The 17726-nt window shown below is 52.5% G+C and carries 14 protein-coding genes; 8 read left to right on the plus strand and 6 right to left on the minus strand.

Features of this window, described 5'->3' with window-relative positions; all coding sequences use genetic code 11:
* Positions 1-153: 153 nt before the first annotated feature.
* A complete protein-coding gene (locus HUK38_RS11825) occupies positions 154-1890 on the minus strand; it encodes a methyl-accepting chemotaxis protein (protein ID WP_182584537.1) in 1737 nt (578 codons plus the stop codon).
* Between the two features lie 154 nt (positions 1891-2044).
* Between HUK38_RS11825 and HUK38_RS11830 the strand changes: the two genes are divergently transcribed.
* From HUK38_RS11830 to HUK38_RS11865, 8 genes are all read left to right on the plus strand, one after another.
* Entirely contained in the window at positions 2045-2752 is a 708-nt protein-coding gene (locus HUK38_RS11830; RefSeq protein ID WP_182584538.1) for an HAD family hydrolase, read from the plus strand.
* Positions 2753-3122: 370 nt separating this feature from the next.
* Positions 3123-3548: a sulfur globule family protein gene (locus tag HUK38_RS11835; RefSeq protein WP_182584539.1), complete on the plus strand. Its 426-nt coding sequence runs from the start codon at positions 3123-3125 to the stop codon at positions 3546-3548.
* A gap of 152 nt (positions 3549-3700) precedes the next feature.
* Entirely contained in the window at positions 3701-5170 is a 1470-nt protein-coding gene (locus HUK38_RS11840; protein ID WP_182584540.1) for a M48 family metalloprotease, read from the plus strand.
* 202 nt (positions 5171-5372) lie between these two features.
* On the plus strand, positions 5373-6062 hold the full coding sequence (locus HUK38_RS11845) for a DUF3334 family protein (protein WP_238787626.1): 690 nt from the start codon (positions 5373-5375) through the stop codon (positions 6060-6062).
* A gap of 43 nt (positions 6063-6105) precedes the next feature.
* Positions 6106-8034 (plus strand): BatD family protein, encoded by a 1929-nt coding sequence (locus tag HUK38_RS11850; protein ID WP_182584541.1) that lies wholly within the window; start codon positions 6106-6108, stop codon positions 8032-8034.
* Between the two features lie 26 nt (positions 8035-8060).
* Positions 8061-8309 (plus strand): acyl carrier protein, encoded by a 249-nt coding sequence (locus HUK38_RS11855; RefSeq protein WP_182584542.1) that lies wholly within the window; start codon positions 8061-8063, stop codon positions 8307-8309.
* 3 nt (positions 8310-8312) lie between these two features.
* Positions 8313-9122, plus strand: coding sequence for a hydrolase 2, exosortase A system-associated (locus HUK38_RS11860; protein ID WP_182584543.1), 810 nt, complete (start codon positions 8313-8315; stop codon positions 9120-9122).
* Positions 9123-9149: 27 nt separating this feature from the next.
* Positions 9150-10034 (plus strand): hydrolase 1, exosortase A system-associated, encoded by an 885-nt coding sequence (locus HUK38_RS11865; RefSeq protein ID WP_182584544.1) that lies wholly within the window; start codon positions 9150-9152, stop codon positions 10032-10034.
* Positions 10035-10131: 97 nt separating this feature from the next.
* On the opposite strand, the gene HUK38_RS11870 is transcribed toward HUK38_RS11865, so the two are convergent.
* The 5 genes from HUK38_RS11870 to HUK38_RS11890 form a co-directional block, all read right to left on the minus strand.
* Positions 10132-11004: a hypothetical protein gene (locus HUK38_RS11870; RefSeq protein ID WP_238787627.1), complete on the minus strand. Its 873-nt coding sequence runs from the start codon at positions 11002-11004 to the stop codon at positions 10132-10134.
* A gap of 84 nt (positions 11005-11088) precedes the next feature.
* Positions 11089-15234, minus strand: coding sequence for a DUF3683 domain-containing protein (locus HUK38_RS11875; protein ID WP_182584546.1), 4146 nt, complete (start codon positions 15232-15234; stop codon positions 11089-11091).
* Positions 15235-15324: 90 nt separating this feature from the next.
* Positions 15325-16194, minus strand: coding sequence for a lysozyme inhibitor LprI family protein (locus HUK38_RS11880; RefSeq protein WP_238787630.1), 870 nt, complete (start codon positions 16192-16194; stop codon positions 15325-15327).
* A 42-nt stretch (positions 16195-16236) separates the two neighbouring features.
* Positions 16237-16932: a YiaD family glycine zipper/OmpA-like lipoprotein gene (locus tag HUK38_RS11885; protein WP_182584555.1), complete on the minus strand. Its 696-nt coding sequence runs from the start codon at positions 16930-16932 to the stop codon at positions 16237-16239.
* A gap of 122 nt (positions 16933-17054) precedes the next feature.
* Positions 17055-17567: a hypothetical protein gene (locus tag HUK38_RS11890; protein WP_182584548.1), complete on the minus strand. Its 513-nt coding sequence runs from the start codon at positions 17565-17567 to the stop codon at positions 17055-17057.
* Positions 17568-17726 lie beyond the last annotated feature (159 nt).

Here is a 17726-nt window from a genome sequence, read left to right on the forward strand (position 1 = left end):
TTGAGCGCGTACCGATTTCGGGTGTTGGAATAACTTAAAGTGGCGGCTGTTGGTAGGCACTATCGCGCCCGACTTGCAGCACGCCTATCCCATAATAATGGGTGCGCCACCCATCACGGCGAAACTCTTGCAGAACGTGACCTTTGCTGACACTCACACATGAAACTGGTCAAGTTGAGTGCGCAACCGCCGCGCCAACTCCGCCAACCGCTCAGTCGCCCGCGTCGTCTGCTCCGCACCGCTGGAGGTACGATCCGCCACCTGACTAATGTTAATAATATTGCGATTGATCTCCTCCGCCACCGCCGACTGCTGCTCGGCGGCACTGGCAATCTGATGATTCATATCGGCAATGGTCGCCACCGAATCGGTAATCGCCCCGAGCGCCGCGCCGGCATCTTGGGCTTTATTAACTGAATCCTGCGCCTGCTGCTGCCCCAAGTGCATTGCCGACACCGCCTCATTGGCCCCCGCCTGCAACTGCTCAATCATCTGCTGAATCTCGCGGGTAGATTGTTGCGTGCGACTGGCCAAGGTCCGCACCTCATCCGCCACCACCGCAAAGCCGCGCCCCTGTTCACCCGCCCGCGCCGCTTCAATTGCCGCATTTAATGCCAGCAAATTGGTTTGATCGGCAATGCCCTTAATCACATCCACCACCGCACCGATACTTTCGGAATTAGTCTCCAACTTAGCGATCACCGTTGACGCCCGCTCGACCTCGTGCGCCAATAAATTGATCGCCTCCAACGTCTGCTGCACCACGCGCTGCCCCTGCGCCGAGGCCGAATCTGCCTGCTGCGCCGCCTGCGCCGCCGCATGAGCATTCTGCGCCACCGCCTCCACCGTCGCGGTCATTTGATTCATCGCCGTCGCCACCTGATCGGTCTCAGACTGCTGCTGGCGCACCCCTTGATTGGTTTCAGCGGTAATCTGACTGACCTGCTGCGTCGCACTTGACAACTCACCGGCTGAACTAGCAACCGCCTTGACCAGGCTCTGAATTTTGGCAATAAATTGATTAAACCCCTCCGCCATGCGGCCTAATTCATCACTCTTCTGCGGCAGCAGGCGGAAGGTCAAATCCCCCGTGCGCTGCGCTTCAATCATCGCCGACACCGCCGCATCAATTGGTTGCGAGACCAAGCGGCGCGTCAACCAGCCAATCAACAAGATCGTAATCAGCACCACCCCCGCCATTACAGCAATCATCCCCCACAGCCGCTCACTGCGTTCCGCCAAACCGGGTTTCAAATCCTTGACAATTTCAAAGGCACCGTGCAAATCACCGACGCGCTTATTTTCCATACGATAACCGGTGACGTCCGTCCCATCAGTTGTCCCCCACAACGTCTTACTTTGCGCCGGATCACCGTGACAATACAGACACATATTCGCTAATCGCACCGGGCGAAAATAGCGCACGGTTTGGGTTTTTTCGTCCACAACGTAATATTCTTCGGCATTGCGGTGATTGGCAAAATAATCCAGCGCCAGCTGTTCAATGGCATCCGGTTCATTATCAGAATTGCGCGCATCCCGCCGCGGGGTGCGCAGAACAAAACCGCCCTGCTCGGCCTTGGCTTTGGCCGATTCCCACGCCGTGACCACTGGAATAGTGGCAAACACCTTTTGCAGCCGCTCGCGCTCAGTCGCACCAGTTAAAGCCCGCACCGTGTCAGGTGAAAACAACCCCAAGCGCCATTTTTCCGCCATATTTTCGCGCACCGCTTCAGACATCAACAGCACATTGCGGGCGGTTTGCACTTCAGTTTCAACTTTTTCTTCAAACTCATCAGTGGCATACAACAGTAATAAAATAGACGCAATGATGATTAAAATTGCTGCGGTCGCAAGGGTGATGCGAAAGCCGACGCTAGATGTTTTCACGGTGTACTCAGCCTCGTGGAATGGATGGGAAATAGAAAACGGGAGGGCGGGGTTGATTAAAGAGGTTAACGAATCAATTGCTAAATGATTTTAAAGACGGTTAAAAGAGTTTCAAAACGCTGTTCAAATACCACGCTGATCAATTGGATATGTTATGTACAGTCATCATCGCTTAATGATTTTAGATGCCGACGGCACCACGATAGATGCGTTTCATGCCATTGAAAAAACCTTTGTGCATCATGGCATGGACATAGGCACATTGGAACGATTTCAAAAACGCCGCAATTTATTCAAGTATCTAGGTGGTTTTAAAGAAATCCCGCAAAATGTCCGCCGCCAACTGGGCTGGCGCAAACGCTCGCGTTTGGTGGCCACTTTGACGGAAATCTACCGCGAAGAGGCGGTCATTTTCCCCGGAATTGAATCACTCATTCGCCAACTCGCCGCTGCGCCCGACATCAAAGTCGGAATCGTGACGCGCAACATCACTAACGAACCGCTGGCGACCCTCACGCGCCTATTTGAACGGCACGGCTTGACGCCCGATGTCTTTGATTTCCTGATCCATTTACCGCTCAGTGATAATAAAGTTACCGCCTTTTGCAGTCTGCGCGACCAATTTGCCATCAACCCGGCGCGGGCGTATAGCTGCGGTGACGAGGCAAGCGATTTTCGTGCCGCACTTGGCGCGGTGATGCACCCGTTTATGGTCGCCTACGGCTTTGAAAACTTCGAGCGGCTGCATCTCAAACACGGGGTGCCGGCAGAAATTATCGCCCAGACTCCGGCCGAATTGATTACCCGCGTATCACATGCGTTGAATTTGCCACCCAGCGGCGCGGTGGAGTGCAGAGTTTAACGGGTTGATTTTTAAGAAAGATCACGCTCCCACGCTGGTAGCGATCAAATCACTCACTGACTGCGCGGCCTCCACCTGCGTCATTGCCGCGCATCTAACGTGTGTCCATGACAAAACGCAACCGCGCCGCACCTGATCTGTTAAAGTAACCGAGCGCTGTCATCGCGCACCACATCTGATCGGGCGGGGGCGGCACAACTGCAAGTGTGGCGACAACTGATAAATGACATTTATCCCAGCACAAGCAATAGAAAAGTTTTATTTCCTAAAATTAGGAGTCGCTAATATACTAATCCCCAGTTGATGCACACCCTGACATCAGCTGCTTGCCAACCCAGAAACAAACTGACTACTAAAAGAGAGAATAACCATGAAAAAAATCACAACTGCTGCCGCTATCGCTGCGTTACTTGGTGCGTCCGCCTCCGCCGTCGCCTGGTGGGGACCGGGTGGCAATAATGGCTACCGTGATGGCAGCGGCGACTTTATGAATGACATGTTTGGTGACGGCTACGGCGACTTCAACATGAGCATGAGCGGCGGCGGCCGCGGCAACGGATATGGACGTGGCTACGGACGTGGCTACGGCTACGAGAATCCGTACTACTACGGTGGCGCACCTTACGGCTACGGCGGCGCACCCTATGGTTACGGCGCACCCTATGGTGGTGGCTACGGCGCACCTTACGGTTACGGTGCCGCCCCCTACGGCGCACCGTATGGTGCCCCAATGCCCTACGGCGCACCTGGCGCACCAGCTGCCGCCCCGCAAGCCGCACCACAAGGGCAAAAATAAGCCCCACTAGCTAAATGAATCCCGATTGTCCTAGTCAATCGGTTATCATCCACACCGCACGGTTGGCATTCCAACCCTGCGGTGTTTTTTTATCCATGATTTGCGTATGACGGCAATACACTTTTTTAATTAACAACACTACTCAACACGACATGAACAGCGGGCGTTTTCATTTCAAAACTTTGGCATTAACACTCATCATCAGCGGACAAATCGGCATCGCCCCCGCTGATCTTTACCAATTACCCGACTTTGGCAGTTCGGTTGATACGCTATTATCTGCCGCCGAACAACGCGAATTAGATCGCGCCTTCATGCAGAGTGTCCGGCAATCCCTACCAATCAGTTCTGATCCTATTGTTGGCGATTATTTACAACAACTGGGGCAATCATTAACCACCGCCGGCACGATTAAGCATTATGATTTCTTTTTAATTGACCAGCGTGTCATCAATGCGTTTGCCGGCCCCGGTGGACATATTGGCGTGTTCGCCGGTTTAATACTCGCGGCTGAAACCGAAGATGAACTCGCCGCCGTATTAGCGCACGAAATCGCCCACGTTGAACAAAAACATTTATTACGCGCCTTTGAATCGCAACAGCAAAATGCGATTCCCATGACCGCATTGTTAATTGCCGCCGTCGTATTGGGCGCCCAAGTGGATGCCAATATGGGCGCCGCAGCGATGACGGGTATTCAAGCCGCCGCATTACAAAAACAAATTAACTTCACCCGCGATCACGAAAAAGAAGCGGATCGTTTGGGCATCACAATTCTCGCCCAAGCCGGCTATGATCCCTATGCCATGCCGGGGTTTTTTGAACGCCTCACTAAAGCCAATCAATTCTACGAAAATGGCGCACCTGAATTATTACGCACCCACCCAGTTACCACCAATCGTATTGCCGATGCGTTAGCCCGTGCTGAACATTTTGGTCATCATCAGCGATCTGAAAACGTATCATTTCATTTAATAAAAGCTCGCTTGCGGCAGCAACGATACGCTCGCGCTCAAGAAGCAGTGGAGCATTTTAATCAAACATTAACCACCGGGCGCTATCGCAATGCAACGGCGGAACACTACGGCTACGCATTGGCATTAACCCGCGATGGTCAATTCGCTGCCGCCCGTCGGGAAGTTGCAAAATTATTAGCCGACAATCCCAATCAAGTTGAATTGATTGTCTTAAATGCTGAATTAGATCGGCACACGGGTTCATTAACAAAAGCATTACGCGATTTGAAAACAGCCGTCGCCAATGCACCGCGCAGTTGGGCATTAGCCGATGCGTATGCGGCAATGCAAATGGCCGCTAATCAACCCGCCGCGGCGTTAATCACATTGGAGCGGTTTAATCGGCTGCGTCCTGACATCACCGCGGTTTATGGTTTAATGGCAGATGCGGCCGGGCGGGCGGGGAAGCGATTGCAAACCTATCGTTATCGCGCCGAACAACTGTATCATCAGGGCGATATAAAACTGGCGGTTAATCAATTAGAATTGGCATTAAAACAGCCGACGATTACGCCTTATCTTGCCGAACGTTTGCAGGCGCGATTAAAAGAATTAAAGGAATTGGCCGATGAACAACGCCAACAACAATCCCCCCGTCGCCGTTAATAATAATGCGCTGTTTAATCACTGCGGTCATGCTTCGAGAAGCCGCAGATGAACGGGAATGAATGACAATGAATCACTGAGTCACCATGCCTGATAAACTAAAGACATTGGTGCATTAAAACCCGCTTGCGCATCCGGGGCGGTTTGGTGCTATCCTAATCAAGATAACTCCCTCAACTCACAACCGTAATAGTGTAAAATTATGTCAACAACTGCTTTAACAATGAATGATAAGGTGATTTCAACTGATGCCATCCTGGCGATGCTCTGTAGTTCAGTGAGCAAAGTATTAACTGCGGCCACGAAAACTCCGGTGACTTATTCGCCAATGGTGCAAAAAATTAAACGCACCTGTTTGCGGCCGGATATTGGCTGTTTTGTTTTATTTGATGGCGGTTTTGCCGGGTTGGTGATTATTAACTTTTCTGCCGCTTCTGCATTAGAAATTTATCGCAGTTATATGATGAGCATGGGAATACCAGAATCGGAATTAGCGGTGCGGCACACGTCTGAAGAAGTCGGTAATACATTGGGCGAATTGATGAACCAAATTGTCGGTGATTTTACCGGTAATGTCGGGCAAGAGTTATTGGTGTCTATTAACCAAAACCAACCCAAGATGTTGACGATCAATAAAGAAGTCATGGTCAGCATTGATACCAATTTAGATCGCGCTCAAGCGCGCCGTGTGGCGTTTAAAACCGCTGGGCGGAATATGTTTTACATGGAATTGGCGATGGATAAAACCGAGTTCATTAAACTGCATGATTTTGACCGTGAAGATATTGATCCTGACCGTATTTTGGCTGAAAATAAACAAATCAAGAAACCCGCGGCCGCGAAGATACCGGCTGCACTGGATACCAGTTTATTAGATGAACTGGGCATTTAATTAGTCATCTCATTAATACCCCGCGCTGTTTGGTAAATCAACGATGATGCCGCAACCAATGACAATTCGCCCGTATTGGCAATTGCTATTCATCACGGTGTTATTAGTCAACACGGTTTTGATCTCGCCGGCGCGGGGCAATGTGCCGACTGATGACGCGGTGGTGACGGCGCGGTTTGATCGCCAACAAGTGAGTCTTGGTGATCGGGTCACTTTGACAATTAAACTCACTGGCCGCGGCGCGAATGGTGAACCAGATTTAACGCCGCTCGCGGCGGATTTTGAATTAAATGGCACGAGCGTCGGCAGTGAAACGCGCATTATTAATTGGCAGCGCAGTGACAGCATCGTGTGGCGAATTGAATTAACGCCCAAACGCATTGGTCAATTACAGATTCCGCCATTAAAAGTGGGCAATGAACAGACGCCGCCGTTGGAATTAACTGTGACCGCAGCGCCGGACGTGATACCGGGACAAGCGGGTGATGCGTTATTTATTGAAGTGGAATTAGACACGGCCGGGCAGTCATTATTCGTTCAACAGCAAGTGCCATTGGTGGTGCGCTTGTATAGTACGCGGCCGTTAATTGGTGGTGATTTAAGTGAACCTCATGCGGACGGCGCGGTAATTGAACGTTTGGATAAGGATCATCAATTCACTACGCAGCGGGCGGGGAAAAGTTATTTGGTGGTCGAGCGCCGTTATACCTTTAGCCCCGAGCGCAGCGGGCAGTTGCGCCTCGCTCCGGTGACGTTCAAAGGTGAGGTGCAAGCGCCGGCGCGGCGCAGCGGCAGTCGCGGCCACCCGCTGTTTGACGATCCGTTGTTTGATGACCTGTTACGCGGGGTGCAGCCGGGCGCGGGCGGGGCGCTGTTCAATCGTGGCGAGCCGGCGCAGGCGCAGAGTAATGCTTTAACAATCAATGTGTTAGCGCGGCCGACTGATGCGGATACCGCGCACTGGTTGCCGGCGGAGGCGGTGACGATCACGGATTCTTGGGCGCAGTCGCCGCCGATTTTGACCGCAGGTGAGCCGGCGACGCGGACGGTGACGGTGACGGCGAAAGGGTTGGAAGGTAGCCAAATTCCTCATTTAAACATGCAGTTACCGCCGGCGGTGCGCGTTTATCCTGAGACGCCGCGTGTCGAAACCCGCACTGACGGCACTCGCGTGTTTGGCACGAGTGAGCAGCGCCTGACCATCATTCCCACCAGCGGCGGGCAGTTGACGTTGCCGGCGATTCGCCTGCCCTGGTGGGATACGCAGGCGCAGCAGGCCCGCGAGGTGGTGATTCCCGCCGTGACGGTGACGGTGCAGGGGGCGGTCGTGCCTGCCGAGCCGGCGCCGCAACCGTCTGATTTGAGGGTAAATTCTACGGCGGCAGCGGCGCCAAAACCCGTGACGCCGCCGGCGCCAGTCGCCTCACCCGTGACCACTGCGCCCGCGCCATCGTCACCAGCACGTTGGCCGTGGCTGGCCGTGACTGCTGGTGTAATTGTGTTGCTGGTGAGCGCGGCGGGCGGCTGGTACGGGTGGCGGCGCTGGCGAGCGCGGCGGGCGGCGGAATTGGTGACACCGACGGCGAATCAATGGCGAGCGACGGTGTTGGCGGCGGCGACTCGTCACGATGCGGCGGGCTGTAGTCAAGCGTTATTAAATTGGGCGCGGGCGACGTGGATCATTGCGTCACCAATGAATTTGCAGGGATTGATTGCGCACTTGACGCAATTAAAATCCAACGCGGTGGCGCCGCAGTTTATTGATGCAGTTGTGCAATTAGAACGGGCGTTGTATGCGCCGAATGCGGCAGATTGGAATGGTGATGAATTAAAACAGGCACTGCCGCGTTATTTGCCAAGTTTAATAAAACAGCGATATTGGGCGGCGAATGATGGTGAATTGCTGGCGCCCTTGTATCCAGAGTTTGCGCAACGGCATCATGGCTTTTATCATTCAATCCCTCATCATTGACTAGCCAATACGGCGGTTATTACACCATGAATTCAACTGAATTAGCCCGCGATCTATTACGATCCGCATTGCAATTGGGCAGCCGCGCTGATCGTTTAACACCCGACTCGGCAATTGCCGGCGCCCTGCCCGAGTTTAATTCACTGACGGTGGTCGGACTCATTGCCGGTTTAGAAGAACAATTGGGCTGTGAAGTCAGTGATGAAGAAATCACCGAAGACATCTTCCGCACACTCGGCAGCTTTGCCCAATTTATTGAAACTAAAATGGCGTGAATAATGACTCCTAAACCATTTTTTCTCACCGGCACGGCGGGCGACATCTTCTGTTTATATTTCCCCGCCAATCAACCTCGCGGTGCTTTTGTTTATTGTCCGCCATTGGCTGAAGAAATGAACCGCTGCCGTGCCACTGTTGCCCAACAAGCGCGGCAATTAGCGGCACTCGGGTATGCGTGTTTATTAATGGATCCATTCGGGACGGGTGAAAGCGCGGGCGAATTATCCAATGCCACTTGGGAGATTTGGCAAGCCGATGTCTTATTAGCGGCGCACTGGTTAACTGAGCAAACGCAAACGCCGATTTCATTATGGGGACTGCGCTTGGGTGCGCTCTTGACTGCCAGTGTTGTTAATCAACATCCGCAGCAGTTTGAGCAATTGTTATGGTGGCAACCGGTATTAGATGGCAAGTTATTTTTAACCCAATATCTGCGCTTGCGCGTGGCGTTTTTAATGCATCGCGATTTACCAAGCGAGACCACCGATCAAATGCGCACCCAATTAGCCGCCGGTGCGACATTAGAGGTTGCGGGTTATTTATTAGGCGGGGCATTAGCACAGGCATTAGATTGCACCAATCTGCGCGAGTGTACGCAATTAACGTCATTGCCAATGACCTGGTTGGAACACGTTAGCGACACCGATAGACCAGTAGCGCCCGCTAGTCTCAAAGTCATTGCACAATTGCGCGATCAACGGTGTACGGTCACGCCGATTGCATTCACCGGCCCGCCGATTTGGCAATTACATAAACGCGACGAAGTGCCGCAATTATTAGCGCTCACCACCCAGCAGTTTAATTGTTAATTATCCAACGGCAGTTCTTGCATAACAATGAACATCACCCAACAACCCGTTGTGTTTTCTTGTCAAGGCAGTGATTTAATCGGCATGATTTATGTGCCAGAGCGCCCGACTCAACGCGCAATTTTAATAGTTGTGGCGGGCGGGCCGCAATACCGTGCGGGTTGTTGTCGTAATTTAGTTGAATTAGCCCGCATCATTGCAGCGGACGGCACGACGGTGATGAGTTTTGATTATCGCGGCCTCGGTGATAGCGCCGGTTATTATCAAGGATTTGAATCCATTACCCCCGATTTGCAAGCGGCAATTGATGCCTTGATTGCACAGGTGCCGGCAATTAAAGAAATCATTTTATGGGGTGGGTGTGATGCCGCGTCCGCCGCATTATTACACGCGCCGTCATTACCGCAAGTGACGGGGATGGTATTAGGCAATCCATTCGTTCACGATGAAACCGCTTATGCAAAAGTCGTGGTGAAGCATTATTATTTGCAACGCCTCGTGGATAAGAGTTTTTGGCTGCGGGTATTAAAACTGCGGGTCAATGTATGGAAAACATTGGTCTCGGTATTAACGACAATTTGGCAATCGCGCCAAGCAAAGCCCCGCACGGCGGCGTCTCAAACTCATAATGTTAATAATGAAACCCTGCCGTATCCCGTGCGCATGTGTCATTCGGCTAACCGATTTCATGGGCGCATTTTATTATTGATGAGCGGGCAAAGTTTGGTGAGTAAAGAATTTGATGAATTGGTTGCCGGATCACCGCAATGGCAGGCGGCTATTCACCGTCCGGGGGTGACGCGAGTGGATTTTCCCGATGCAGATCAGGCGTTTTCAACAATGAATGCTCGTCAAGCTGTGATTGCCACAGCGCGGCAGTGGTTGAATGATTGGGCGGCAGAAACAGCGTAATGACATGATGCGGCGATTAGAAATCGCCGCTATTCTTTAATTAAAACAGCGGCGTTGTTGGCGATACTAATCAACCGCCACCCTTGTATCCAGCGTATTATTCGTATAACAGCTCCGCTAAATTTGCCGCATCCAAAGCATCCATTTCATTAAAGAAAAATACATTTTTGCCGGAAAAGCCGTTTTCTTCATTTTCATAACAAGCTATGAAGTAGCGCGGGTGAGTTTCGCAAATATAATAATAGCCGGCGAAATCATTAAATGTCAGTAATCCATTCGCGTCAACTTGATAACCAATAGATGATTGAGTATTATCAAGATTATAAACACCTGTCATGGTTGCGATGCCATCTTGATTAAAAACAGTTTTCCCTACTCGCCCCCGCGCCTCTTCAGTGTCATTCGTGACACCATACCAAACGTTGTAAAGTGTTTGACCACTTAACCATTCCCTTGAAAAGCGTTGTGGAATAATTGACGCGGTCGCTGCAACGTCCGTGACAATAAAGTTTTGATTCGCTTCCTGCCAAGTAATAATAGAAGTTTGACCGGCGGCGGGGAAGTTTTCTAATGGAAATGATGCGGTTAATCCTCGGACAAATTCCTGCCCAAGATTTTGAGTATAAAAGCTGGATGAACCGAATGGAACGTCATCGCCATCGGCATAGGCTTTAATGGTATGCACGCCATTACTCAAACCGCTATAGTTAATCAGAAATGAAAACCCGTTATTGGCGTCACCACACACGCTCTGCGTATCCGCCCGTTCGGTGCCATAAGCGGTTGAAATAAAACGCCCACCATCAATTTGAATGTCAACCCGCCCAGCATTGCAATGCCATCCAGACACTAAACCAACGCCGCTTTGAAAAGAATTAACCTGTGGTATTTCTAAATACCCGTCAGCATTTGCGGTGCTAAACGGTGCAATACAAATCACCATTGAACCAGCAATTAAACCCTTGCGCATACTTCCCTCCAAGTTGATAAACATTAAAATTAACGTGAATAAATAATTGATCGTTTCCACGCGGCCGCATGAGAACGATCACCTTTACAATAACACCCGTTCAATCCCACCATTCCGCAATTGCGCTACCAATTCGGTTTGCCAATTGGCGCCCAATAATTGATTGGCCAATTCCACCACGATATAAGTTGGGATTAAACCGGTTTCATCGGCATATTTTGCCAATCCCTGTTGACACGCCGGGCAGGTGGTTAATAACCGCACGGTTTTTTTACTGTCTAATCCATTGGTTTTTAATTTGTTCCCGCCATGCAATTCATCAAGATTCAATTCCCTCTCACTTTGCAAAAGCGCCGTCTCTAATTCCCCCCTTTGCAAAAGCGCCGATTCTAATTCCCCTCTTCCCCCCCTTTGCAAAAGGGGGGTAGGGGGGATTTTCTTCTCCCCAATTAACTTTTCAATTCCCCGCGTCAATTCCAATTGCTTCCGCCAGCGCACCTGATTGGCAATATCCGGCCGCGAACTGCCTAATGTTCCCGCTTCACCGCAGCACCGCTCGGATAATTGCACGGGTTGATTTAATAACCCGCTGGCGACCTTGAGTGGCGAATACTGTTTAATCGGCGAATGACAGGGATCGTGATATAAATAAGCGACCTCGGCGGGTGAATGATGAACCGGCGCTGACGGCTGCAATGTGACGCCGCGCTCGAATAAGAATTCGTGAATATCCAATAGCCGACTGCCGGGAAAAATGCGCGCAAAATCGTATTCTAATAATTGATCTAGGCAAGTGCCGCACGACACCAACACGGTGCGAATATCTAAATAATTCAACGTATTGGCGACGCGGTGAAATAACACACGATTATCCATTGTCATTTGCCGCGCTTGCGTTTCCAATCCCGCCGCTCGTTGTGGATAACCGCAACATAAATACCCCGGCGGCAAAATAACCTGCACGTTTTGTTTTAATAACAGCGCCAGCGTGGCTAATCCAATGTCAGTAAATAACCGCTCCGCGCCGCAGCCGGGAAAATAAAACACCGCCTCGGCATCATCACTGTTTTTAATTGATGGATCGCGCACAATCGCAATATGACTGCGCTGTTCAATAGCTAATTGTGAGCGCAACGTGTGACGCGGAATATTCACCGGCACGGGGCGGCTAATTAACGGCAGCAATTGATTAGTGAATTGCGGTGGCGCACTGGTGGCGCCGGGCAATTGATTCTGCCGCGTCATCAATTGATTAAACAGCGGCAATCGCCGCGCCAGCGCATGACCAAAGTTCATTGCCGCAAATCCGCCGCGCACCAGCACCGTTCGCAGCCCGCGCACGAGGCGCGGATCGGTGATATTGAGCCATTGTAACGCCGCCCAGCCGCCCGGGTGCCGCCAGCGTTGGTGGCGCTCGTGCAAAATGCGGCGCAGGCGGATGGTCACGTCGCCAAAATCAATGTTGACCGGACACGGCGGTTGGCAGTGGTGGCAGATGGTGCAGTGGTCGGCGAGGTCGTTCATTGCCACGAAATGCTGCCGCGACAACCCGCGCCGCGTCTGATCTTCGTACAGCAGCGCCTCGATAATCAGCCCGGTGGCGAGAATTTTGTTGCGCGGCGCGTAGTTGAGATTCGCTCGCGGCACATGCGTCATGCACTTGGCTTTGCATTTGCCGCAGCGCAAACAGTGGCGGATGTCGGCATTCAGCGCGCCGAGTTCGGTTTCCTCCAAAATCAACGCTTCCTGTTCCACCAGTCGCAGCGACGGCGTGTAGGCGTTTTCCAAACCGTTGCCGGGGATTAATTTCCCCGGATTGAAGCGCCCGAGCGGGTCAACTCGTTGTTTGTACTGGAGAAAATCGGTCAACTGTTCCGGCGGCACGAATTGCAACTTGGTCATGCCGATACCGTGTTCACCCGAAATCACGCCGCCCAACGCGGTCGCCAGCGCCATGATTCGCCCGACGATGCGCTCGGCTTCGTGCAACATGGCGTAATTGGACGAATGCACCGGAATATTGGTATGAACATTGCCGTCGCCGGCGTGGGCGTGGAGCGCGACAAACAGCCGTTCGTCACGGATGCGGCGGTGGATGGCGCGGAATTGCTCGCGCACGGCGGCGAAGGCTTGACCCGCAAACAGTGCCTCCAGCGGTTCGCCGACCTCGCGGCGGTAGGATTGGCGCAGCTCGCGGCGGAGGAGCAGGTCGAGGAGGGTGGGGTTAGAAGAAAATCCCCCCTCTTCGGCGGAAGAAAATCCCCCCTCCCCCCCTTTTGCAAAGGGGGGTGAAGAGTCACCTTTTGCAAAGGGGGGTGAAGAGGATAGCCCCCCTTTGGCAAAGGGGGGTTGGGGGGATTTATCAAAAAACGCCCCCGCCGCCGCATCCAAGTGATTCAACACCCATTGCCAGCGGGTCTGCGCCTGAATAATCAACCCCCGCGCCGCGGTCAATTTTTCATTTAATGAAATCTGTAATGCTTCATTCTCCCGCTCGGCCGGCGGCAATGCAATTTCTTGCTCCAATGCAATTAACAACGCCGAGAAAATTGCATCCTTATTGCGAATAGATTGCTCGATGTTAATGCGTTCAATCCCGCGCATGTATTCCGCCAACCGCTCCAATGGAATGACGACATCTTCATTGATTTTGAATGCGTTGGTATGACGCGAAATGGCGGCAGTACGCGCTCGATCCGCCCAAAACTGCGCCCGCATTTCGGCACTCGCGGCAATGAACCCATCCCCGCCCCGCGCTCGCGCAATGCCAACAATCGCCGCCGCCATCTCATCAACGCGGCGCTCGTCATCGCTGACCACGTCCGCCAGCAACACCATTTTCGGCAATTCCCGCCGCGCCGCTTTGGTGGTGTAACCGACCGCCCGAACGTAGCGCTCATCTAAATGTTCCAATCCCGCCAGCGCGACCTCGGCAACTTGGGCGACCAGATCGCGCAATTCGACAATCGCTGGCGCGGCAATTTCCAGATCAGCGCCGAAAAATTCCAAACAAATGGTGCGGCCGTGCGGCGGCAGGCGGTGCAAAATAAACCGCGCCGAAGTGATGATGCCGTCGCAGCCCTCTTTTTGCACGCCCGGCAGCCCGGCCAAAAACTTGTCGGTGACATCCTTACCCAGCCCGGCTTTGCGGAAAATCGCCCCCGGCATTTCGAGCAATTCCGGCGGCGCAGCGGGCGTGATCCCGTCGGATTTGAAGCGGCGAATTGCAAAACGCACCAGCGGCTGCGTGTGAATTTTGCCCAAATTGTGATCGAGCCGCTCGACCTCCAACCACTCGGCCGCGGGCGTCACCATCCGCCATGACGCCAAATTATCCAGCGTCGTCCCCCACAACACCGCCTTTTTACCGCCCGCGTTCATGGCGATATTGCCGCCGATACAACTGGCGTCCTGCGAGGTCGGGTCAACCGCAAACACCAACTGTTGCGCGGCCGCCACATCCGCCACGCGCCGCGTCACCACGCCCGCGCCGCAGCGAATGGTTGGCACGGGTGACGCCACGGCCGGCAACGTCGCCCAGTCCACCGCCGCCAATTCATCCAATTTTTCCGTGTTGATGACGGCGGTGCGCGGGTGCAGCGGCACGGCCGAGCCGGTGTAACCGGTGCCGCCGCCGCGGGGAATTAAACTCAAGCCGCAGTCGAGACATACCCGCACGATGTCGGCAATTTCGCGCTCGTTGTCGGGAGAAATCACCACGAACGGCAATTCCACCCGCCAGTCGGTGGCGTCGGTGGCGTGGGCGACGCGGGCGAGACCGCTGAAATCCACGTTGTCAGCGCGGGTAATGGATTTTAATACGCGGCGTAATTGACGGCGTAATTGCTGTTGCGCGGTTAATTCATGATTAAAACGGGCGACGGCGGCGCGGGCGGCGGCTAATAACTGCGCCGCTTGTTCATTCGCATTTAAGCGCTGTTCAAATTGATCGAGGCGATGCTGCAATGCCTGTAATAATGCGCGACGGCGGCGGCGATCATTCAATAAATCATCTTGCACATACGGATTGCGCAATACCACCCATAAATCACCCAGCACTTCAAATAACATGCGGGCGGAGCGGCCGGTGCGTCGAGTGCCGCGCAATTGTTCAATTAACTGCCAACAGGAATCACCGAGTAGGCGAATGATAATTTCGCGGTCGGAGAATGAAGTGTAATTATAGGGAATCTCGCGCAGGCGGGGCGCTGGGTCGGGCGTGGTGAACATGCGGGTTTAATATAAGAGCGATAACAATCAATCACCGCAGCATAAATCGGTCAGGCATGATGCGGTGATGATTCAATAAAAAAGGGGACGCTACTGGTTGACGTAATTAAAAATAGCTTCGGTACTGTCAAGCACGATTTCTACATTAGCCGAACCGGGGCGGATATTAAATGCAGTGGATTGATCGTGATGACAAATGTGCGAATACAGATTAGCCACGCCTTCAGTTGCGCCAGATGATTGGCCGTCCTGATCGAATGGCACATTGGCAATGAACTGGCCGCGCTCTTGATCGTAAGAAAGATAAGCGGGTAATGAACGAGAGCAAAAGATGTAGGTGTCTTCCGCTCGTTGCCAATGCGCATTTGCCGGTGGAACATCGGGATAACCGTGCTGTTCAACGTGCGCATCTGAATAAGTTGCATCGGTGGTTTTGACATCCACGCGCATTAAGCGGTTGTTATGATTTGAGCGAATGAGTTGGGTTTTATCAACCTGCCACCACCAGCAGCCGCCCATGTGACAGCGCCCTAATACAATTGCGCTAGTGGCGCGGCGACTGGACGCTGTTTCATTGCCGCTATTTGAATGAACCACGCTCGCTAATTTGGCAATTCTGTTTTGGTACGCGCCGAATAAACACGCCGCATCTGGACAGCGATTGCGCACAGTTTTTAACCAGGTACGTTGCCGAGTTTTTAATGCGCTCGGGTCACTGACCACCGCCAGTGCCTGCTGATAGGTGCGCATCAATTGCTCATCAAGTGATGATAAGTCGTCATCAGAACAGATCGCGTTTTCCACCAATGTAGCCGCTTGGTCACAATCAAAACTGGCGGCATGACTGATTGAAGTCAGCGCAAACATTGCGATGGCTAATAATAACAGGTGCATGGTTGACCTTTGAAATGATTGATTACCCGTCCGATAACTCCCACGCGGCGGCGCGGGAGTGCGCATCAATGCGAATAAAAACTATCGGACAAACGAATGAGTGGGTTGTTAACCTTCGACAATTGGAACGATGGTAATATCAACGCGCCGATTTAATTGCCGCCCGTCTTCATTGTTATTAGACGCAATTGGCTGAGTTTCACCATAACCATAAGCACTCAAGCGGGCGGGTAATACTTGATCGCCTAATAGATACGATTGCACGGCGGCCGCACGGCGGCGGGATAAATCCAAATTGTATTGATCGCTGCCGACGCTATCGGTATGACCGCCAATGGTTAATTGTGTTTTGCCGTATTGATTAACGATGTTAGCGATCTTATCCATCGTGCTATAAAACCCGGGTTTAATGCGGGTCGAATCAAAATCAAACGCGGTATTACTGGTCATGCTGACTAATAATTGATCGTTGGGCAATTTTTCAATCCGAATATCACCACGTTGGATTTCATTCGCCAGCGCACGTTCAAAATCTAAACGCTGTTGTTCCATGTAATTGCCGACCGCCGCCCCGACTAATGCGCCGCCAATTGCACCAATTAAGGCGCCGCGGCCGGCATTGGCACTCAGCGATCCCAGCGCCGCGCCGGTGGCCGCGCCCGCCAGCGCACCCAAGCCCGCCCCCTGCGCGGTTTGGCTCATGGGTTGCGGGTTGCCGTATTCATCCATTGTCACGCAGCCGGTGAGGGCGGTGGTGACGGCGGCAGCGAGTAATAAACGTGGAAATGAAGCGGTGGACAGCATCGGCACAATCCTCTGATCGGTTGGGTTAAAGACCGCATCATCATACACGGCGGCGTTGCCTCTGACACGCCACCGCTGGGCTGCTGGGCATGATCGTGCCACCCGACCGACGCGGCAAACAGTCATTCCGTCGGGCGGATGCGGTGCGGCGGTTGACCCGCTTGCGGTGGCGTCGGTCTATTCGGTTTTTGACCATTAACGGCAATCTGATGCGGTTGCGGTTGACCACCAGTGGGTTGGTGTTGACCATTCGGCAACGTAATGCGTTTGTTTTTTGATTTCGATTGTTTTTTATTAGTTGACTGCGCCATTGCCTGCCCCATTGCCGCCGTCATTAGCGCATTCATTGGATTATTATCAGCAGACTGTTGTTGATTATTCCCCGAGCGCTGAGAATGATTTGAACGCGGCGCGGATGAATACCGTTGACTACTCGCGTATGGTTCGGGCGGTTGACGATCCGCATTGGAGTTGGGTGATGCAGCAAGCGCCCCGGCAGCAACACCTGCAATTGCCCCGGCAAATTGTGCGTGATCTGGGCGGACATTGCCGTATTGGTCAGTTGCGACACAACCGGTCATTAAACTGCCAATGACAATTATCATCAAATGATGGCGATAACATGAGCAAAACATCGAAAACTCCAGTTAGCTAGTTGCAATGGTGTTGTTCTTATGAAACATCCCGCTCATCAAGTGCAAACAACGCAAGCAGATGTATCGCCCCTAATTAAAGCAGATCATTTGAATACCGTTTGAAAAACTGATTAAACAAGATTTAATCATTAGTTAAAC

Source organism: Thiospirillum jenense, from assembly GCF_014145225.1.
Lineage (GTDB): Bacteria > Pseudomonadota > Gammaproteobacteria > Chromatiales > Chromatiaceae > Thiospirillum > Thiospirillum jenense.